Raw genomic sequence first — 21,911 nt, forward strand, 5'->3', positions numbered from 1 at the left:
TTTCACAAGTTTACTTTTCTTAAGATATGGTTAATTTTTTCATCTTTAAACATCTTTTCAATTTTTTTACTTTTTGAAAATATTTGAAAAACGACATGTTCTGCAATTGCTTTTTTATATAATGAATATAATGCTCTTACACACGTTCTATCAATTTCTTGATTTTTTTCAAATAAAATTTGAATTTGTTTAGGATGAGTTCCTATTAATGAATTGAAATAATTTACTACAGAGCTTACATTTTGTGCCCCCATATTTCCATTTATTTCATAAACTCCTGAATTGCAAGTAATTTTAAGTGACATAATTGATGATTTTAAAGTTTGATACTCCGTTTATTTTACAAATTTCTAAATAGCAAAAAAGAAAGAAACTATTTTTCGACGAATAACGTTTTCCTTTAGTTTAAATTACGATGAATTATGATTAACTTAGTGATATAATACATTATATCTATGCTAAATTTTATAAAGTATATCAGTGTTTTTATTTTTACCTGTCATTGTTTTTCACAAGAAATGGGAGTTGGTTTTAATTATCTTGAAAAAGGAGAATTTCAAAAAGCAGAAATGTTTTTTAGAGAAATACTTCAAAATGATTCACAGAATAAAACCGCTAGGATTTGTTATGCAAGAGCTGTTGGACTTAATAACAATCCTCAAGAAGCTATGAATTTGTTTGAAAAACTTTTGATTGAATATCCTAACGATTTTGAAATAAAATTAAATTATGCAGAATCATTATTATGGAATAAGAAATTTATAGATGGAAGAGGATATTATGAAAATTTAATTACTTTAAATTCAAAAAGTTTTCCTGCCGTTTTAGGATATGCTAATTGCTTATCTAATTTACGGGAATATGAAAAAGCATTATCATATGTAAATCAAGCATTAGAAATTTCCCAAAATAATCCAAACGGACTAATTTCAAGAAAATATATACGATTAGGTTATGCAGATCAATTATCAAAAAAAATCAAATAGGAGAGGCCTTAAAACTTTTGGATGATAATTTAATAGATCATTCAGACGATACAGAAACACTTCTTAATAAAGCAAATTTATTGTTAATAAAAAAAGATTATTCAAATGCCAAAGCCACATATTCTCAAATAAATAAAAATCAAAAAGATTCTATACAATCTTTTAACGGATTATCTTTAGTAAATCATTTAGACAATAATGAAAAAAAAGCATTACGTTTGGCTATTAAAGCCAAACAAAAATCAGATAAATCTTCAGATATTTCATTAAGTAATCAAACTACTGAAAGATATATACAAGCATTAATTTGGAATAAAAAATATAAGAAAGCACAAACTGAAATTGATGATTTTAAAATAAAAACACAAAAAAATGCTCAAAGTATTGCACTTCAAGCTATGTTAAACGTTTATAAAAGTGATTTTTTAGAGGCAATTAGTGAATATAAAAATCTTTTACTAAAAGATTCAATTTCATTTGATGGAAACTTAGGAATTGCTAATGCCTATTATGCAAATAATCAAATTGAAGAAGCTTATAAAGCAATACATAAGACATTAACCCTCTTTGAAGGTCAACAAGATGCTAATAATTTACTAAATAAATTAAAAGATAAATTTAGACCATCTATTGAAGAAAAAATAAGTTATTCATTTGATAACAATAAGAATACCGCAATTTCTTCTTCAACAATTTTGAATTATCCTATTAATTTAAAAACTTCTTTAATAGGAAAATATAGTTATAGAAAAACAAAAAGCACTATTCATGATCAATTAGCATATTCTAATGACTTTATGGTTGGTATTAATTACGAGTTATTACCTAAATTAAATTTAAATGCTTTAGGAGGATTAACCACGATAAATTCATTTTCACAAGATTATAATCAATTTTTAGCACAAGTTTCACTAAAGTTAAAACCTTTTAAACTTCAAGAGGTTGAAGGAGGATATTTACGTGAAATTCAAAATTTTAATGCTGAATTAATGGATAAAAAAATTGTAAATAATCATTTGTATATGAATTATAGTGTTGCAACAAATTTTAATTTGGGAGGTTTCTTTCAGTATTTTAAAACAAAACAAAGTGATCGTAATAATCGAAATCTTTTATTTGCATCAGTATATTACACAGTCTTATCAAAACCTACTATAAAAACAGGAATTAATTACCAATTTATAAGTTTTAGCGAACAAAAACCTCTTTTTTATTTTAGTCCTTTAAGATTTAATACTTATGAAGTTTTTGCAGATATAATTAAAGATGATAAATCTATTGAAACAAAAGGGATGTATTATCATTTTATTATGGCAGGAGGGACACAATTTATAGAGGATAATAGAAACCAGCTTACTTATAGATTACAAGGTAAAATGGGGTATAAATTTAGTTCTCGTTTAAATTTACATATTTATGGATTAAAGAGTAATATTGCATCAAGTACAGCTGCTGGGTTTACGTATACTGAAATAGGTTTAGGATTAAAGTGGTTATTTTCAAAATCTTTAAATTAAAAAAAGCTGTTCAAAAAAGACATTTATTTCATTTTGTTACTTCCTTTGTTTTTTACAGATAAAAAATATATCATATTTATTATGAAATCCATCTTTAATATAGAAGTAATAAAAGACTTTTATTTGTACTTTTTGAACAGCTTTATTATATGTTAATTAACGAATAATTTAGTAGTTTTATATTCATTGTTAGTATTTATAACTTTACAAAGATACATTCCTTTTGATAATTCTTTTTAGATAGAGGAATAGAATTAAATCCTGCGTTTGTATTCACATCAAATTGGAGTACAATTTTTCCTAATTGATCTAACACTTCTACTTTTGTGTTGCCAGTTTCGTTTGCTATAAACTGAATCGTCGCTTCGTTATTTACTGGATTAGGATAGATTGCAACCTCTGATGATTCATCATTTATTAAAGCTCTTTCTTTTGAGAATCGAATATTTTCAAGAGTTAATTCTTTTATAACTTCCTGACCATTAGTTGTAGACATAATAAAAACTATTGTTTTGACATCATTTAATTTTACAGTGCTAGAAGGATTAATCAAAGACGATATAGATAAATTAAATTCTCTCCAATTATCTGATAATCTCACAGTAGTATAAGGTTGACTTTCCCAGTTTGAGATACTAGCTTTTATAAAACGAATTTCTAAATTACCATTCCCTTTCGCTTTAAATTTAAAACTGTTATAGTCAGATAAATCAACGGCTTTAAATCTTGGAGTCAAAGCACGATATACGCTTACATAATTAGTTACTTTAGCATTTAAGCTTACATTTCGTTCAATAGGAAACTCATTACTTAAAACTTCATAGCTATTAGGTTTTATTTGATAATTTAAGATCGTTGTTCCTTTAGCAGAATTATCTAATCCCCATGGACCATCAGATAAAAATAAATCGTCTGGTACAGGTGTGTTTTTACCTATTCTCATCCCTACATCAAATAGAGAGCCAATAGGATAATCATGTTGTACTAAAAACTTTTTATCCAAATTAACATTTGTAGTAAAATTTTCAAAAGAAGAGGTTTCAGAAAGTCTTTTTCCACCATCAAAATCTACAGTTTGTAAACCAGAAGGATTGATGATGTCTAAATATAGTTTTCCGTTAGAATATTTACCTTTTTTAACAAATACAGTAGGTGGATTAGATACATTATATTCTATAATTGTTTTTTGATTATTTATTAGTGTGAGTAACTCAGAACCTAATTTGTATAAATTATCTAGAGAGTTTGTCCAGATTTGAAAATTATAATAATCTGCATTTCGTTGATATTTATCTAGATTCCAATGACTATCTATTGAAAAGTTATTTTCATTATTAGTTAATCTAGCGGCTAAGCTTATGGAGTATTCAATATTTCCATCAGCATTTTTTAAAATAGATCGAATAAAATTTTGTTCATTTAATTGTATAGTGGAAACAGATAGAATTTCAGCACCCAATAAACGATCACAGATGTATTTAGTATGTTCGTAAACGCTATTATTTGTTTTGATTGCAATTATGCTTCCAATAGTTTTATTGTTTTTTATATAATCTACAGCATAAATATCTGTTGCGTTTGTAATTTGTGTTAAATCAAAAGGAGTTGATTCAATAACAACGTCCTCGTTAATTACTTGTAATGGTATAAAAGATTGGAGAGTAAAGTTAGCATTTTTACTTGCGTAACGTGCATTTTTTTCTACTCTAGCAGCTTTGTTGCGATCAAAACTATAATTTGTTTTAACTCGGTTATAGTTACGTTTATTAATAATATCTCCTAATCTATTGTTACTTTCTAAACCACCATTATTACCCCCTGAAGTTTCATCTACAACAGGACAAGAGCCAGTTCCAGAACAAGAAGGATCATCACAATCTACTAATCCATCACCATCATCGTCAATGCCGTTTGAACAATTTTCTTGTAATACAGCAGCTGTAGGACAACGAGCTCCATCATTACTAGAACTGGATGGGCCAAAAGCAAATAAGTTAGAATTAATTATGTTTGAACCTGTTAAGTTTTGTACAGCTCTTATAATATAAATAGTGCCAGTATCGTTTGATGAAACATAAAAGTTACCATCTACATCAAAATAGACTGCACCATAAGTATAATTTAATCCTGCCATGATAGGGACTTCACCTAAATTTTGTACAGCTCCAGTTGAAGGAGTAATCCTATATAAAATATTTGTACTTTTTTCTACAGTATATAAGTATCCATCAGCTGCATTAAAAGCCCAATCATAAACATTTATAGAAGCACTGAGTGGGTAAGAAGTGATATACTGTCCATAAGTAGCAGAATTAGGATTAATATCTATTTGATAGATAAAGCTGCCTATTTTTAAGAAATAAACTCCATCAGAACGAATGTCTCCAACAAATCTATTACCTATAGGTAATTCAGGTATATAATACGAAGTAGTTTGAAAATCAGCTCCTATTCTTACAATGGTATTTGCAGGAGTGCTTAAAGAGCCCCACATATAACCATCAGTAGGATTATATCCCGCCGCATTAATTGTACCAGGAGTAATATCAGTAGCAATTAAGGTTGCAGTACCTGATGCTAGATTTATGGCATATAAATCATTCATTTGAAACAGGTAAGCATTATAATCACAATTAAAAGGCTGATTTTGACTAAATGAAGATAGATTAGCAAGGCTTAAAATAACTGCTAATCCATATTTTACTGATGATAAAACACTATTTTTCATAACCTTACTGTTTTAATTTGTTAGTAAAGTTAGAAATAAGATCAGTGATTAAATTTGATTTTTGTTTGTTGTATATAAAGTATAGATAAAATGTAATTATCTATAGATGAATATTTAATAATGTTAAAGTAAATTTAGTCTGTTCATTAATTCAGGTCTATTTGAACGACTAACAGGTATTACTTCTTTGCCTATAAGCACACTATTATCTTCTATATCTATTATCTTTTTACATTAATTATGAAAGAACGATGTACTTTTAGAAATAAATCATTTGGAAGCTTGTCTTCAATTTTTTTAAGTGTTGAGTGAACAGTATAGTTTTTGTTTTCTGTTTTAATTAATATATAATCACCTTTGGCTTCTATTAAGTTAATGGATTGAAAATTAATTTTTATAAGTCGTCTATCAATGTTTATATAAAAGTCATTAGATTGATCTTGAATTTTAGTAGAGCTTTCAATTGAGGATATTATATGATCTTGTGTTACTAATGAAGATTTTAATTTTTGAATAGCTTTATCAAAACGTGCTTGAGTTATAGGTTTTACAATATAGTCTACAATACAGTCGTATTCAAAAGCTTCTATTGCATAATTTTTATCAGAAGTAATTAAAATTATTTTTGGAGGATTTTTAACTGTTTGTATAAAATCAAAACCTGTAAAATCGGGCATATGAATATCAAGAAATATAAGATCGACTGAGTTTTGATTTAAATATTTCATTGCTTGAATTGCATTAGAAAATTCTTCAACTACATTAATTTCTGAATAATTAGAAACCATTTGATAAATTATGGTTCTTGCTAAAGTTTCATCATCGACAATAATACAATTCATTTTTATATCATAATTGATCAATAAATTCTTGCATAGTCTTTAAAATAGCTTCAAATTCTATCTGTAAATTTGTTGATTTTTCCAATAAATTTTTCTCAAACTCTTCAGCAATATAATAACTTTTTTCCATTCCTAAAATAGAAATTTTGTGTTTAAGTTTATGAACAGATGAAGCTGCTTGTAGAAAGTTTTTAGTGTCTATATGATCTTTGTAAATACTAGTTTCTTCAGGAAATTCTTCTTTTATAATCGTAATAATTTTTGCTCGAAAATCAGTATTATCTCCTGATAATTGTCTGATATAGTTTTCATTTGGATTTTCCATATAATTTAGGTAAAGTAAAATAAAATGTTGCACCTTCATTTTCTTGGCTTTCTACCCAAATTGTACCATTATAAAATTGTACAATTTTTTTAACGATAGATAAACCTATACCTGATGATTTGTTGTTACTTTCTAATTTTGTAAAAACATTAAAGATTTTATCAAAATATATTGGACTAATTCCTTTTCCATTATCTTTTACATAAAATAAATGATCTTCTTTTTTATTTTCATAACCTATTTCAATAGTACCGTTTTCTTTATTAATTGAATTTAAGGCATTTTCTATGAGATTTTGGAAAATTTGTTTGAATCGAATAGTATTTCCGTATATTTTTGGAAGGTTTTCAGATAAATGAACTTTTGTATTCAATGAAACATGAAAAGTTTTTAGAACTTCTTCACAGAGTATATTAAAATCAACAAGTCTGTCACCCGTTTCTAGTTTATCAATAGTAGAATATTCTAAAATACCTTTGATTAACAAGTCCATTTTCTCTACATTAACTAATACAGAATTGAGAGAATTTAAGCAATCATCTCCTATACGGTCTTTATTATCTTCAATAAACCAACTTACTAATGTATGTATATTTCGTAAAGGAGCTTTGAGATCATGAGAAACTACATGAGCATACTCATTTAATTCTTGATTTTGTTCTTCTAGATCTTTTAATAAGGCTTCTCTTTGTTTATTTATTGAAATAATTTCTATCGTTTGTTTTTTTAATTTTTCTACAAGGTCTTTTTCATTTTCTATTTCGTTTAGTGTAGATTTAATAGCCATTGAATTAATAATCTCTTCAAGGTTTTTATTAATCTCTTTTAAATTAATTGTTTCAAGTCTTAGTTTGTCATTCACTTCATATAATTCATCAGAGCTTATTTTCATAGCTCTTTGAGACATTTTTAATTGCTCATCATAATTATTATATGAGTCATTAATGGCATTAATAAAATCCTGATTTATTAATAACTCCGTACCCTCTTTTTTTAAATATTTATCTATTTGTCTACTCAGTAGAGAATTCATTATTCACTTATTAAAGTTAAAGTCATTGTTTGATTGTGCAGCTCACAGTTTGAGTTTTTCCCAAAAGGAGCTATTTCTCCATAAGAATAAAAACCACTTATAAATGTTTGATTTCCAATTGTTTTTTTTACTTCTTCAATTTCTTCTTCGACTCTTTGATCCATTACTAATTTTCTACCAATACAGCTTACTAGTAGAGCAAATTCTGGTTTATTAATCCTATTTTTCATTGCTTCTTGCGCGGCTTTTAGAGCTCCTTCAGAAAGTCCATCTACTGATGTCATCATTAATTGGACTTTAGAGTTAATTGGTACATCACCAGCAAGAGTCATAGAATTATTATCTTCATTTATACTCAGTACCGTTCTTACTACGGCTTTTTCTTTGTTCTCTGCTTTTACATATAATGGATATAAAAGTGATGCTTTAGGTAATTCATTAGCTTTGTCTCCTAGATATTTTCTATAAAGTTCTAGAGCTGGTTTGTCATCTATTTCATACAATATGTTAGCTGTTGATTTTGTAATTAATCTTTCAGGACCAAATGTAATCCAGCCTCCATAACTAGCTACTGATATATCTAATGTTTCTCCGTATAATCCAATTAAAATAACTTCTCCTGTTTTAGGGTTTTCTTTATAAGAAGCTAGAGTTTTTTGAAATTTATCATCATCACCACAAATACCTCCTGAGATTGGAATATTAGATATTACAGATTCAATACCTGCTATCAATGAGCTACCATTAACGAAACTACCTTCCGAAATAACTAGTATGTGTTTAAGACCTTCTTTTGGTATTTTATTAGATAGTTCTTTTCCAAGAAGATAAGCATCTAAATTATAATCTTGAATGTTTTTATTTTTTATGATAAAATGGGATTTTTCAAATTCTATAGCTGTTACATGAACTGTTTGGTCAAGAACTTTAGTATCAATAATTTCACCAGAAGTTGATCCAAAAACTAAATGTTCGTAAGGAAATTCTTCTCTAACTTTTTCAATAATTTCAGGAGTTTCTAGTAACAGCCTATTACCCAAAACCAAAACTAAAGGATGATTTAATTTTTGTTTATTCGTTTGATAATTCCATTCAAGGCCTTTTTCTAGAAATGCTTGTATTATTTTCATGTTATTTTTTTTGGAATTTTAATAAAAAAAGTGGTGCCTATATTTTCTTGGCTTTCAAGCCATATTTGACCTTTATAGTTTTCAATAATTTTTTTTACTATAGATAGCCCTATTCCTGTAGATTTCTCATGTTTTGTAAAGGATTGAAATATTGTGAAAATTTTTTCTTGATTTTCAGGAGCTATTCCAGGTCCATTATCACTTATACTAAATAAATGGCTATCATGGTTATCTTCATAATCTACTATTACTTTTCCTAGAGGTTTGTCTATATACGTTACAGCATTACTAATTAGATTCTGAAATAATTGTTGCATTCTATATCTGTCAGCTGTAATAGTTGGTAGAGTACTTGCTATTATAACTTGAACATTTTCTGGAATATGTATTATTTGAATGGTATTCTGAACGATTTCATTTGTATCAACTTCTTCATATACACTTTCTAATGTATCTATTTTAGAATAGGTTAAAATTCCCTGTATTAAATGATCCATTTTTTCAACTTTGCTTTCAATCATTTCAAGATAGCTTAAAGTTTGCTCGCTGAATTCTTTTAAATTATCTTCTTTGATCCAAGAAATTAATGAATGAATGCTCCTAAGAGGTGATTTTAAATCGTGTGAAACTATTTGTGCATAGTCATTAAGTTGTTGATTTTGTTTTTTTAGTCTAAGTAGTAATCGTTCTTTTTGTAATTCAAGATTTTTTTGTTGAGTTATATCTAAATGAATACCTATTGAACCAATTATGTTTCCTTTTGAGTCATAATTAGGTCCTCCACTAATTACCCAATATCTATCATCTCCATTTTTAGTTTTAGCCAGTACTTCATAAGAATCGGAGATTCCTTTTTTCTCGCATTATTTTGATTAGCTAAGAGTGCTTTACTATTGTCATTTGCTAGTAATTGAGTGGCATTTTTACCTATTAATTCGTCTATAGTATAACCACTCATATCGAGAAATGATTGATTTGAAAATAATATGCTGTCGTTATTATCTACTTCAAGTAGTCCTAAATTCATATTAGCAATTATACTACTGTATTTTTCTTTTTCATACTTCAGAGCCTCTTGGTAGGATTTTTCATTACTAATATCTTCTTCTATAGCAAAAAATTTGATAATTTGTCCGTCGTTATTTTTTAGGGCTTGACCATGAATTCTGACCCAATATTTTGTTTTATTTTTCGTGTAATTTAATATTTCACAGTTAAATGGTTCACCAAGAGTTAATTGTTTTTTTAGATAAGCAATAGTATCTTTATTTGTTTCTTCACCTTGGAGGAATGAACCTGGTTTTTTTCCAATAACTTCTTGGTTGTTATATCCCGTAACTTTTTCAAAACTCTCATTTACCCATTCTATTTTTCCTTCTTTATCACAAATAATAACAGCGTTGAGGTTTACTCTTGCAATAGAAGATAAAACTTGAAGCTCTTCTTTGTCTTTTTCAAGTATTTTTTGTTGTTGATTGATTCTAAGTACTAATTCATTTAATTCTTGATTTTGAATTTCTTGATTTTTTAAAACATGTAATAGATCAATTAACGGATCATTAAATGCAAAATCCTGAAATGTTAGATTGTTATCAACTACTTCTTTTACAGAATTAAACCACGGAGAACCTGTAAAAAGATAATATTTTCCATGTTGGTTTATTTGACCTCTAAGAATTACCTTTTTGTTATTTGTGTGTATTATAACTAATTGATCTAATGTTTGAATAAAATTATTCAGATCAATATTTTCAAAATGGGGTCTTTGGAAATTAAATGATTCTACAAAAAAAGTGTTTAATTCAATTCCAGGTAATAATTTATTTAATGTTTTTCCTAAGCTTATGATTTTTAATTTGTCATCAATTAAAATGTGAAAAGGGAAAATTGAATTAAACTCCTCTACGTTAAAATTGAATTGAATATTATTCATAATTCTACCAACTTATATTAAAAATCTCGTGAGTATCTCCTTTATTACGGCTTTTGATAATTTTAATTTTGACAGGAGTTTTAAATAAAATACTTAATCCTTGAATTAAACCTTTTACAAAAGCTTGTAAACCTTCTCTTACGGAGAAGTAGTGTAAGTTAAGACTTTTTTCTGAAATATCAGAAACTTTAAACTCAGGAGGAGTTAAATTAGGATAAATAAGCATCACCCTATTATGAAATAAGGGTAAATTAATTAAAAAATCTTTTAATGAAGTACCGCCAGATTCCATTAGTCCATGGTATTTTTCCTGAGTTGTTTTTAAAATCCACCATTCTCCAAAAGTTACAAAAATTTCATCAACTGTTGCATTTAATTCCTGAGCAGTTGTATTGGCTAATTTGTATGTTACATCATCGTCATAGGACTGTCCACTTATAAAAAAATCATGATCAATACCGCTTTTATTTCGGATTTCATTCCATTTTTCTTCTCCAAAATTTGATATAATTAAATCTTGAATAGCCTTGTTTACAATTCCATACATAAAGATTAAATTAGTGTAAAATTAATTCATTGAGACTCCAATACTCAAAAAGAGATTGAACCTTTTCAACATATTCTTCATATTTTAGAGGCTTAATGATATAGCCTGCTATTCCAATCTTGTAGCATTCCAACAAATCTTTGTGGTTACTAGATGTAGAGAGTATTATTGAAGGGATATACCTTAATCTTTCATCTTCTTTTAATATTTTTAGAAATTCTATTCCGTTTAATTTTGGCATATTTAAATCTAATACAATTATATCTGGTAAAACTTCTTTATTTTTTAAGATGTCTAACGCTTCAACACCATTATTTGCTTCAATAACTTTATGAATTAGATTTAAAGATTTAATTACTCTATTAAATTTCATAACCTCAATTTTATCATCTTCTAAAAGAAGAATGTTTAGCAATTTTTTCATCCCCCAAAAATTATTTAATAAAAACTATAGTAATAAACGATCAAAAATAATAATTTGATAAATTTTTATTCTTTTTATTTAGTTGACTGGCTACCATAAAAAGATTAATAACACAAATGTATCGACGAAGGTCAAAAATAGATTGTCTTATCTTAAAATAAGAAATAGATATTTTATTTTGTAAAGGCTTGTTGTAAAAACGAAATATTCATTATTAAAAAGGTTTTATATTTTTTAATGATGAATATTTTAAAAATCAGGTAGTAAATTATTTACACTAAGAATACTAATTAGATAGTATTGGAAATCTATATTAATTATTCATATATTCTTCAAATTTTTCTAGGAATAACCCTACGTGATAACCATCTATTAATCCATGATGAACATGAATAGATAAAGGCATTGTTTTTTTATTGTCTTGATCTATTAATTTTCCAAAGGAAATTTTAGGACAGCTATCTGGATAGGAAAAACCTCTTGCATGAGATAGCGAAGTAAAATTAATCCAAGGAAGAGCAGAAAAGTGGATTAAATTCGTTTCTGAAAAATCGCGTGTAAAAAGACCAGAAGTATTTTGAATTCTTTCTATTTCTTTTTGAGCCATTTCATTAAAAACGTGTATATCTTCTTTGAATTCTATCAATGAAAATCCAAATGTTTTATCAGAACGTATTACGGTAGTAGAAGCATTAATTTTATCATAACAATAAAGTTCTTTATCTATTATGCGATACCTGAAGTTTTCAATCGCGTTAACAGTTTTAAGTGTTTTATGTAGATAATATATGAAGAATGAAATACCTTGTTCTTTTGCTTTTTGATACGCTAAAGTGCAATCAATGGTAACAGTTATACCATGAAAAGGCTCTTCCATTTGTGAAAAAAAATCAAAATGTTCTTTTCTATTCCAATTTTCGATATTTATTTTAGTTTTCATATCTGTAACTTTTTTATGATGTGTATTACATAATTTTTTATAGTAAAAGGAGGAGCTCTTTAATAGAGTTGATAGACCTGAAATTTTCATGTTTAATTTCAAAATCTATCTTTTCGTAAGCCCAAGTAGTATGATAGGGGATATGTATACCGTGACCTCCTATGTTTAAGACAGGTAGTACATCCGATTTTAAAGAATTACCAATCATTATAAAATTTTGTGGATTTACATCTAATCTTCCTAACATTTTGCTATAGTCTAGTTCAGTTTTATCAGTCATTACTTCAATATGATGAAAAAAATGGCCTAATCCTGAATCATGTAATTTTCTATGTTGATCTTTTAAATCTCCTTTTGTAGCTACAATTAACTTATATTTATTTTTTAATTCTTTAAGGACTTCTTCTACTTCGGGAATTAATTCTACTGGTTTTAATAATAAATCTTTTCCTATTTGTAAGATTTTATTAATAGCGTTTCCAGATATTTGGTTTTGAGTTAATTGTAATGCACATTCTATCATAGAGAGTGTAAAAGCTTTTATACCAAAACCATATAAAGGCAAATTTTTAATCTGATGATTTAATATTAGTTGTAGAATTTCTTGATGTGAGGCATAACCATGAAATAGAGCACAAAATTTTTCTTGCGCTTCATCAAAATAGGATTCGTTATGCCATAAAGTATCATCTGCATCAAAAGCTATTATTTTAGGTGTCATGTATAATTGTTTTAAGAACTGAATAGTATTATGTTTAGGAGTTTTTTAAAATAAATGATTTTAAATGAAAGACTCCCTCATTTAGAGGGAGTCTTGATTTTTTCTATTAGATCAAACATAGGGCAACGTTTACACCTTTTTGATTCTTTTTTTTGTATTTTTCACAACATTTTGATTTGCACTTTTCTGCTTTTTTATGTAATTTTTCTAAAGCTTTTTCGTGCTTATCCTTATTTTTTTCCTTTTTGCTCAAAACAAGCTTTTATTTTACTTCATTATTTTTATTTGTTATTTGAAGTATATCTCTATCAAATAAATACAATCCACCTTTGTCATCTCCTATCATGTTTATTTTATCTAGGATAGATTTTGCTTGAGCTTCTTCTTCTATTTGTTCTGCTACATACCATTGTAAGAAATTATGCGTAGCATAATCTTTTCCTTCAAAAGTAATGTGAACTAATTCATTGATAGAATCTGATACAAATAATTCATGCTTATATAACTCCTCAAACATCTCTTGAAAAGTATTAAAAGATGTTTTCGGCATTTTTAAATCTGTTATTAAAGCATGTCCACCTCTTTCATTTACATATTTTACTAATTTAAGCATATGCATTCGTTCCTCATCAGATTGTAAATACATAAAACGAGCAATTCCTTCAAAACCATGTATTTCCGCCCAACAAGCCATAGATAAATAGACTTGTGATGATTCAGCTTCTATTCTAATTTGTTTGTTTAATGCGTCTTCAATATTCTTTTGCAACATAAAAATAAGTTTGTTTACTTGTCAAAGTTACGAAAAAATGTTGGTCTGTTTCTAAGTTATTTAAATTCCTTAATTATTTCTAACAGATCAAACAAGAAAGAGGCTAATATGATAAAAGAGATTGCACATAGGAATGCTATGATAAGAAAATATAAAGAAGATCTAAAAAAGGTATTTATACTGTTTATATAAGAACATAAATAGTAAAATAAAGGCTATCCGAAAAGAAAAAATCAGATTCTAAATTTTTAGAATTAACTTTATTATCATAATTATTTCATTGGTTTTCTTTGTTTGGATCATACAAAGTCATCAAATGATATAATTAGTTACAAATTTTCAGGATAGCCTTTAACTATTTTTAAATTAATTGTATGATTTTAAGCTATAGTAGCTCCATTTTCAACTCCTTCGGCTTCTGGATTCACAAAAACCAATTTACCTTCTGCATTCTGGGTGAGTAAAAGCATACCTTGACTTTCTACTCCACGTAAAGCTCTTGGGGCTAAATTTACTAAAACGGTTACTTTTTTTCCAATTACCTCTTCTGGAGTAAAATGTTCTGCAATCCCAGAAACTATAGTACGTACATCAATACCTGTATCTACTTTTAGTACTAATAATTTATTTGCTTTAGGCATTTTTTCAGCTTCTATAATTGTTCCTACACGTAAATCAATTTTTGAAAAATCATCAAAAGTAGCAGTCTCTTTTTGTGGCATAATATTTGGTTTTTTTAAAGTATTTTCAGCCTTATTAGCTGTTTTTGTAGCTTCTAGTTTATCAATTTGTTTTTGAATATCAGTATCTTCAATTTGAGCAAAAAGTATTTCGGCTTGACCAATTTTATGTCCTGCTTTTGTTAAGTTCCAATTATCAAATTCTAAATTCCAATTATTAAATTCGATATTTAAAATTCTAGTTAATTTTGTAGCTGTAAATGGTAAAAAAGGTTCAGACAAAATGGCTAATGCAGATGCAATTTGTAAGGCTACATACATTTGAGTTTTTACACGTTCTGGATCTGTTTTTATCATTTTCCAAGGTTCCTCATCTGCTAAGTATTTATTTCCTAAACGAGCTACATTCATTAGTTCACCTAATGCTTCTCTGAATCTATAACGTTCCACTGAAGACGCGATTACGTCTGGATAGGCCTTTAGTTCAGCTAAAACTTGTTCGTCAATTTCTGTGAAATTATTAGGAGTTGGAACAATACCATCATAATACTTGTGTGTTAGTACTACTACACGATTAATGAAGTTACCATAAATAGCGGCTAATTCACTATTATTTCGTGCTTGAAAATCTTTCCAAGTAAAATCATTATCTTTTGTTTCTGGTGCGTTAGCTGTTAGAGCATAACGTAATACATCTTGTTTTTCAGGGAAATCAACTAAATATTCGTGTAACCATACTGCCCAGTTTTTAGAAGTAGACAATTTGTTTCCTTCTAAATTTAAAAATTCGTTAGCAGGCACATTATCCGGTAAGATATAGTCTCCATGAGCTTTTAACATAGCAGGGAAAATTACACAATGGAAAACAATATTATCTTTTCCAATAAAGTGAACTAATTTAGTGTCTTGATCTTTCCAATAGGGTTCCCAATCTTTACCTTGTTTTTGTGCCCATTCTTTAGTTGAAGAGATATAACCAATAGGTGCATCAAACCAAACATATAATTTTTTTCCTTCAGCTCCTTCTACAGGAACATCAATTCCCCAATCTAAATCGCGTGTTACAGCACGTGGTTTTAATCCATCATTTAACCATGAGCTTACTTGTCCATATACATTTGATTTCCAATCATTTTTATGTCCTTCAATAATCCACTCCTTTAAAAAAGTATCATATTGGTCTAAAGGTAAAAACCAGTGTTTTGTTGATTTTAAAATAGGAGTACTCCCTGTAATTGTCGATTTCGGATTAATTAAATCCGTTGCATTTAAAGAAGTTCCACATTTTTCGCATTGATCACCATATGCTTCCTCATTTGAACATTTAGGACAAGTTCCCGTAACAAAACGATCAGCTAAGAATTGTTGTGCTTGTTCATCAAATAACTGATCAGTAGTTTCTTCTATAAACTTATCTTCTTCGTACATTTTTCTAAAAAAGGCAGAAGCGGTTTCATGATGTATTTGAGCTGAAGTGCGTGAATAGTTATCAAATGAAATTCCGAAGTCTTGAAATGATTTACGAATAATTCCATCGTATTTATCAATTACTTCTTGTGGTGTAATACCTTCTTTTTTAGCTTTCATAGAAATGGCTACACCGTGTTCATCACTCCCACATATAAAAGCTACGTCTTTACCTTGTAAACGTAAATAGCGAGCGTAAATATCAGATGGTACATATACCCCAGCTAAATGACCAATATGGATAGGACCATTAGTATAAGGTAGAGCGGCTGTAATTGTATATCTTTTTGGATTCGTTATCATAGTAAATCAATTTTTTAAAACGATCTGAAACAAGTATAAGTTTAAGGCTGCAAAAATACTATTCTATTTTATATTGAGATAATAAAAGCACATATAATGTAATAACTCTAATTTAATACTTAAATCACAATGAATAAAATAAGAATTTTAAAATCATAGATCTTAAGAAATATTAGCTCTGTTAATATATAACTAATCAAATTTTAAATAATTATTTACTAAAATTATAAATAAGAGTACAAGTAAAAAATATTTTCATAATCGTTTGTTTATCTTTATTATTTAGTTTTGTACCATGTAAGTGTTTTTCGAAATATGAAATTTTATCTTTTATTTATTTTAACCTTTTGTTATTCTTATTCACAAAAAAAAATGATTATACCGCCGTATTTAAAGAAAGGAGATACTGTGGCTATTGTAGCTACAGCTCGTAAAAATGTAGATGATAATTTAAAACCAGCCATAGAATTATTAAAGAGTTGGGGATTAGAAGTGAAAATTGGTAATACAATTGGTTTAGATTTAAATCAATTAGCAGGAACTGATGAGGAACGTGCAAAGGATTTCCAAGAGCAGCTAGACAATCCTAATGTTAAAATGATTTGGTGTGTACGTGGAGGTTATGGAACAGTACGTATGGTTGATTTATTGGATTTTACTCAGTTTAAAAAAAATCCAAAATGGATTGTAGGTTTTAGTGATGTAACCGTTTTACATAGTCATTTAAACACAATGGGTTATCAATCTATTCATGGAATAATGCCCGTTACAGTAGCTAAAGCAACTAAAGAAGCAAAAGAATCTACACGAGTAGCATTATTTGGTGACGAACAATTAGAATATGAAATTTTACCACATCCTATGAATCGTTTAGGAAAAGCAAAAGGTGAGTTAGTAGGAGGTAATTTATCTATTTTGTATAGTTTATTTGGTTCACCATCTGCCATTGATTGTACAGATAAAATTCTATTTATAGAAGATTTAGATGAGTATTTATATCATATTGACAGAATGATGATGAATTTAAAACGAAACGGTTGTTTAGAAAGTATTAAAGGGATTTTAGTAGGAGGAATGACAAAAATGAAAGATAATGAAATTCCTTGGGGCAAAGATGCCCTTCAAATTGTAGATGATGTAACTAAAAAATATGACATACCAATTATTTTTGAATTTCCAGCAGGACATATTCGAGATAATAGAGCTTTAACCTTGGGAGCCCAGATTACTTTAGATGTAAATTCAGAATGTTCTAAGGTTATTTTTGAACGATAAAAAATACAAATATTACAGATTACTAGTCTTATAATTTTAGATATAGAATCATTAATCAAAAAAATCTTCAATCAGTATGGCAGAACATAACGATTTAGGAAAACAAGGAGAACAAATAGCAGTAGACTATTTATTGAAAAATGGGTATGAAATTTTAGAACAAAATTATCAAGCTAGAAAAGGAGAAATAGATATCATTGCTCGTAAAGAAGATTGGCTAATTGTAATTGAAGTCAAAACTAGAACTTCTGTTGAATATGGTAACCCTGAAGATTTTGTTAATAAAAAGAAAATAAAATTACTGGTAAAAGCAATAGATGAATATGTAGAAAAAACAAATCTAGATCTTGAAATCCGTTTTGATATTATATCCGTAATAAAAAAAAATGAAAATAACACAATAGAACACTTAGTTGATGCGTTCTATTATTTTTAATAAAAATCAAAAAAATCAAACAATTAATTATATTTAATAAAAAGCTTGCATTTATTTTATTAATTATGAATATATTTGCATGCCCTGAAATTTTTATTTTATATTATACATTCTAAAAAACAAACTAACAATGAGTGAAAATTAAAATTTAAATTCCCCAGAAATGAAAACAATTTCTTCTGTAGTAGAAAACTACATCAAGTCTAAGCCATTTTTATTAAATGCGTTATCACAAGGTATCATCAATCTTACTTCATTAGCAAGATTAATCACTGAAGAACTCGAAGCAGAATTAGGAAAGGATGTAAAACAAGGTGCTATAATCATGGCTCTTAAGAGACTTTCGGAAGATTTAAGCTTTCAGGTAAACCATAAAATCACTAAGGTTTTAAGGGAAATCGGTGAAATAACCGTTCGATCTTCTTTGAATGATTATACGTATTTAGTTTCTGATAGTATTTTTCAAAAACAAGCCGAATTAATATCTGAGCTTAATAAACGTCAAGATGTGTTTTTTACTTCTTCTAGAGGTGTTAATGAAACGAACATAGTTGTTAGTGATTCTGTAAGTGAACTTCTTGATAAATATTTTAAGGATGAAAAATTAACTCAAAAATTAGAAAACCTTTCTTCTATAACGGTTAAGCTTCCTAAGGAAAATACCGTTACCCCAGGTATCTATTATTTTATTTTCCAGCGTCTTGCTTGGGAAGGTATTGTGATATATGAAGTAATTTCTACTTCTAATGAATTTACAGTATTAGTAGATGACAATGTTGTAGATAAAGCTTTTAAAATAATTAAAGATTTAAAGTTGACGAAATAGAATTTCAACTAAAGGTGTCCGATCTTAATTTAAAAAACCATCAAATAAATTAGGTCTATTTGATGGTTTTTTTCTTAAATAAAATATTCTAGATCATTTCAATTAATTCTAATGCTTTCTTAATTGATTTTACATTTTCAAAAGTTAATAATAAACGGAGACCATTCTTGGTCTCTTTTTCTTTCATTTTGCAAAGGTTTGAATTTTGTTGTACAAATTGTAATACTTTATGAAATCGAGATGATTGATAATAATCACTTTGCTGATCACTTACAAAATAACATACCATTTTGCTTTGTTTTAATACTAATTTCTCAATTCCTAAATGGGTAGCTTTCCATTTTAAACGTAAACTATCCAGTAGAGCTAAACCAGATTTAGGTAATTTTCCAAAGCGATCTTCTAATTGTTTTTGATATTCTATAAGTTTTTCATTGGTTTTAATAATAGCTAATTCATTATACAAACTCAAACGTTCACTTACATTATTAATGTATTCATCAGGGAAAAGTAATTCAAAATCAGTATCTATTTGTAAATCTTTTACATATTCCTTGGTTTCAATATTACTTTCTTCAGGGTATAAATCTTTAAACTCATTTTCTTTTAATTCTTCGATGGCTTCTTGCATGATTTTTTGATAAGTTTCAAAACCAATTTCATTAATAAAACCACTTTGTTCACCACCTAGTAAATCACCAGCACCACGAATTTCAAGATCTTTCATTGCAATATTAAAACCACTTCCTAGTTCACTAAATTGTGTTAATGCCTGAATTCGTTTACGAGCCTCCTCGGTCATAGCAGAATAAGGGGGAGTAATAAAGTAGCAGAAAGCTTTTTTATTACTTCGTCCTACACGCCCACGCATTTGATGCAAATCAGATAGTCCAAAATTATTAGCATTATTAATAAAAATGGTATTTGCATTAGGAACATCTAAACCGCTTTCTATAATTGTAGTAGCAACTAATACGTCAAATTCGCCTTCCATAAAAGAAAGCATAATCTCCTCTAATTGTTTTCCATCCATCTGCCCGTGACCAATGCCTACTTTTGCATTAGGTACTAAACGTTGGATCATTCCTGCAATTTCTTTTATATTTTCAAGACGATTGTTTATAAAATATACTTGTCCTCCTCTTTCAATTTCGTAAGAAACAGCATCCCGAATTACTTCTTCATTAAAACCGATTACTTGTGTGTCAATAGGATATCGATTAGGAGGAGGTGTGCTAATAACAGATAAATCTCTTGCTGCCATTAAAGAAAATTGTAAAGTCCTTGGAATAGGAGTGGCCGTTAAGGTTAACGTATCTACATTCGTTGCAATTGTCTTTAGTTTATCTTTAACATTTACACCAAATTTTTGTTCTTCATCAATAATAAGTAAACCTAAATCTTTAAATTTTACATTTTTATTGACTAATTGGTGAGTACCTATAAGAATGTCTAGTTTACCAGATTCTAAGTCTTTTAATATTTCATTTTTTTGTTTAGTAGTTCTAAAACGATTTAAATAACTAATATTTACGGGTAAATCTTTTAAACGAGATTTAAAGGTTCTAAAGTGTTGATAGGCTAAGATAGTAGTAGGAACTAAAATAGCTACTTGTTTACTGTTATCTACTGCTTTAAATGCAGCACGAATAGCGACTTCTGTTTTTCCAAAACCAACATCGCCACAGACTAAACGATCCATTGGACGTTCATTTTCCATATCAGCTTTTACGTCTTGAGTTGCTTTTAATTGATCAGGAGTGTCTTCATAAATGAAGGAACTTTCTAGCTCATGTTGTAAATAACTATCAGGGGCAAAAGCATATCCTTTATCTAAACGACGTTTCGCATATAATTGAATTAAGTTAAATGCAATGTGTTTTACTCTAGCTTTCGTTTTTTGTTTTAAAGCTTTCCAAGCACCTGAACCTAATTTATATATTTTAGGTGGAGCTCCATCTTTACCATTATATTTTGATATTTTATGTAATGAATGTATGCTTACATAAACAATATCATTATCAGCATAAATTAGCTTAATAGCTTCTTGTGTTTTTCCTTCAACTTGAATTTTTGTAAACCTCCAAATTTTCCAATTCCATGATCAATATGGGTAACATAATCACCTACAGTTAAAGAATTTAATTCTTTTAATGTTATATTTTGTTTTTTAGCATATCCATTTTTAATAGAGAATTTATGATAACGCTCAAAAATTTGATGATCTGTATAACAGGCTATTTGATTTTCTTCATCTATAAAACCCAGGTATAAAGGTAGTACAATGGTTTCGTAATCTTTAGCAAAATGCTCATGTTGTTCTTCATCCATTGATTCAAAAATATCATGAAAGCGTTTAGCCTGTTGTTCGTTAGCACAAAATAGATAATTTTTCAAACCATTTTGGCGGTTATTTTTTAGATCTTCCATCAATAAATCAAATTGTTTATTGAAAGAAGGTTGAGGTCTTGTATTAAATTCGAAAACATTTTGAATTCGGAAAGTGGGTCTAGTAGACATTTCTACCACTGAAAAGTTTAATGCTTCTTTAATAAACGTTTCTTGGTTTACAAATAATTCATTGGGAGAGGCATGTTTTATATCTTTTGATAATTTTTCAAAACTTTCTTCTGCTTTTTTAAAGAGTTTGTCTAGATTATTTAATAAAGAATCTACATTTTGAATAAAAATAGAAGTCTTAGGATTAATATATTCTAAGAAACTTTCACGTTTTTCCTCTAATAATTTATTTTCAAAATTAGGAATAATTGTAATCTTATTTTTAGTTTCAATTGATAATTGAGTGCTTACATCAAAAGTTCTTATACTATCTACTTCATTACCAAAAAACTCAATTCGATATGGATTATCATTTGAAAAAGAAAACACGTCTAAAATACCTCCACGTACTGAAAATTCGCCTGGTTCAGTAATAAAATCAACACGCTTAAAATCGTATTCAAATAATACTTCGTTGATAAAATCAATTGAAACTTTATCGCCTATAGAGATCTTTAAAGTGTTTT

At 27.8% G+C, this 21,911-nt stretch carries 20 protein-coding genes and 1 pseudogene; 5 read left to right on the top strand and 16 right to left on the bottom strand.

The features are described from left to right. Positions 1-2: 2 nt before the first annotated feature. Positions 3-305 carry an STAS domain-containing protein gene (locus tag JJC03_RS05575; protein WP_103714875.1) on the bottom strand — a complete coding sequence of 101 codons (303 nt, stop codon included), beginning with the start codon at positions 303-305 and terminating at the stop codon, positions 3-5. Positions 306-518: 213 nt separating this feature from the next. Here JJC03_RS05575 and JJC03_RS17445 point away from each other — a divergent pair, with 213 nt between their 5' ends. Together JJC03_RS17445 and JJC03_RS05580 are read left to right on the top strand one after the other, a co-directional pair. Continuing rightward, positions 519-986 carry a tetratricopeptide repeat protein gene (locus JJC03_RS17445; RefSeq protein ID WP_258932354.1) on the top strand — a complete coding sequence of 156 codons (468 nt, stop codon included), beginning with the start codon at positions 519-521 and terminating at the stop codon, positions 984-986. Between the two features lie 17 nt (positions 987-1,003). Beyond that, on the top strand, positions 1,004-2,503 hold the full coding sequence (locus JJC03_RS05580) for a tetratricopeptide repeat protein (RefSeq protein WP_258932356.1): 1,500 nt from the start codon (positions 1,004-1,006) through the stop codon (positions 2,501-2,503). A 196-nt stretch (positions 2,504-2,699) separates the two neighbouring features. Here JJC03_RS05580 and JJC03_RS05585 read toward each other — a convergent pair whose 3' ends face one another. From JJC03_RS05585 to metG, 13 genes are all read right to left on the bottom strand, one after another. After that, complete coding sequence (locus tag JJC03_RS05585; RefSeq protein WP_258932359.1) at positions 2,700-5,231, bottom strand: DUF6923 family protein; 2,532 nt, start codon at positions 5,229-5,231, stop codon at positions 2,700-2,702. Positions 5,232-5,452: 221 nt separating this feature from the next. After that, positions 5,453-6,073 carry a LytR/AlgR family response regulator transcription factor gene (locus JJC03_RS05590; protein WP_374226245.1) on the bottom strand — a complete coding sequence of 207 codons (621 nt, stop codon included), beginning with the start codon at positions 6,071-6,073 and terminating at the stop codon, positions 5,453-5,455. 7 nt (positions 6,074-6,080) lie between these two features. Next, the gene (locus JJC03_RS05595) at positions 6,081-6,398 is read right to left on the bottom strand and encodes a histidine kinase (protein ID WP_088400621.1); all 318 of its coding nucleotides are present in this window, start codon (positions 6,396-6,398) and stop codon (positions 6,081-6,083) included. Continuing rightward, positions 6,382-7,431, bottom strand: a complete 1,050-nt coding sequence (locus JJC03_RS05600; protein WP_088444814.1) for a sensor histidine kinase — start codon at positions 7,429-7,431, stop codon at positions 6,382-6,384. Before JJC03_RS05600 ends, JJC03_RS05595 begins: the two co-directional genes overlap by 17 nt. Continuing rightward, positions 7,431-8,561, bottom strand: a complete 1,131-nt coding sequence (locus tag JJC03_RS05605) for an FIST signal transduction protein (protein WP_235874157.1) — start codon at positions 8,559-8,561, stop codon at positions 7,431-7,433. Before JJC03_RS05605 ends, JJC03_RS05600 begins: the two co-directional genes overlap by 1 nt. After that, positions 8,558-9,409, bottom strand: a complete 852-nt coding sequence (locus JJC03_RS05610; protein ID WP_309597786.1) for a sensor histidine kinase — start codon at positions 9,407-9,409, stop codon at positions 8,558-8,560. Before JJC03_RS05610 ends, JJC03_RS05605 begins: the two co-directional genes overlap by 4 nt. Continuing rightward, positions 9,349-10,494, bottom strand: a complete 1,146-nt coding sequence (locus JJC03_RS05615) for a PAS domain S-box protein (protein WP_235874159.1) — start codon at positions 10,492-10,494, stop codon at positions 9,349-9,351. The genes JJC03_RS05610 and JJC03_RS05615 overlap by 61 nt, the downstream gene beginning before the upstream one ends. 4 nt (positions 10,495-10,498) lie before the next feature. Next, the gene (locus JJC03_RS05620) at positions 10,499-11,041 is read right to left on the bottom strand and encodes a heme NO-binding domain-containing protein (protein ID WP_088400629.1); all 543 of its coding nucleotides are present in this window, start codon (positions 11,039-11,041) and stop codon (positions 10,499-10,501) included. A gap of 10 nt (positions 11,042-11,051) precedes the next feature. Next, positions 11,052-11,465, bottom strand: coding sequence for a response regulator (locus JJC03_RS05625; RefSeq protein ID WP_088444812.1), 414 nt, complete (start codon positions 11,463-11,465; stop codon positions 11,052-11,054). 313 nt (positions 11,466-11,778) lie between these two features. Then, positions 11,779-12,405 (bottom strand): chloramphenicol acetyltransferase, encoded by a 627-nt coding sequence (locus tag JJC03_RS05630; protein WP_088400877.1) that lies wholly within the window; start codon positions 12,403-12,405, stop codon positions 11,779-11,781. A gap of 37 nt (positions 12,406-12,442) precedes the next feature. Then, on the bottom strand, positions 12,443-13,126 hold the full coding sequence (locus JJC03_RS05635) for an HAD family hydrolase (RefSeq protein WP_088400855.1): 684 nt from the start codon (positions 13,124-13,126) through the stop codon (positions 12,443-12,445). Between the two features lie 262 nt (positions 13,127-13,388). Then, entirely contained in the window at positions 13,389-13,898 is a 510-nt protein-coding gene (locus JJC03_RS05640) for a ferritin (protein WP_088400857.1), read from the bottom strand. A 380-nt stretch (positions 13,899-14,278) separates the two neighbouring features. After that, positions 14,279-16,348, bottom strand: a complete 2,070-nt coding sequence (gene metG / locus JJC03_RS05645; RefSeq protein WP_088400859.1) for a methionine--tRNA ligase — start codon at positions 16,346-16,348, stop codon at positions 14,279-14,281. 315 nt (positions 16,349-16,663) lie between these two features. Between metG and JJC03_RS05650 the strand changes: the two genes are divergently transcribed. The 3 genes from JJC03_RS05650 (at position 16,664) to JJC03_RS05660 (ending at position 18,885) form a co-directional block, all read left to right on the top strand. Beyond that, on the top strand, positions 16,664-17,623 hold the full coding sequence (locus JJC03_RS05650) for a S66 peptidase family protein (RefSeq protein ID WP_088400861.1): 960 nt from the start codon (positions 16,664-16,666) through the stop codon (positions 17,621-17,623). Between the two features lie 76 nt (positions 17,624-17,699). Then, positions 17,700-18,059: a YraN family protein gene (locus JJC03_RS05655; protein WP_088444810.1), complete on the top strand. Its 360-nt coding sequence runs from the start codon at positions 17,700-17,702 to the stop codon at positions 18,057-18,059. Positions 18,060-18,222: 163 nt separating this feature from the next. After that, positions 18,223-18,885, top strand: a complete 663-nt coding sequence (locus JJC03_RS05660) for an aspartate kinase (protein ID WP_088400865.1) — start codon at positions 18,223-18,225, stop codon at positions 18,883-18,885. An 88-nt stretch (positions 18,886-18,973) separates the two neighbouring features. Here JJC03_RS05660 and mfd read toward each other — a convergent pair whose 3' ends face one another. Both mfd and JJC03_RS19110 read right to left on the bottom strand, forming a co-directional pair. Beyond that, positions 18,974-20,926 carry a transcription-repair coupling factor gene (gene mfd, locus JJC03_RS19105; protein WP_374226261.1) on the bottom strand — a complete coding sequence of 651 codons (1,953 nt, stop codon included), beginning with the start codon at positions 20,924-20,926 and terminating at the stop codon, positions 18,974-18,976. Next, positions 20,915-21,897: pseudogene (locus JJC03_RS19110) on the bottom strand (CarD family transcriptional regulator); the annotation flags it as partial. The pseudogene JJC03_RS19110 and the gene mfd, both read right to left, overlap by 12 nt. Between the last annotated feature and the right edge of the window lie 14 nt (positions 21,898-21,911).

Source organism: Flavobacterium oreochromis, from assembly GCF_019565455.1.
Classification (GTDB): Bacteria; Bacteroidota; Bacteroidia; order Flavobacteriales; family Flavobacteriaceae; genus Flavobacterium; species Flavobacterium oreochromis.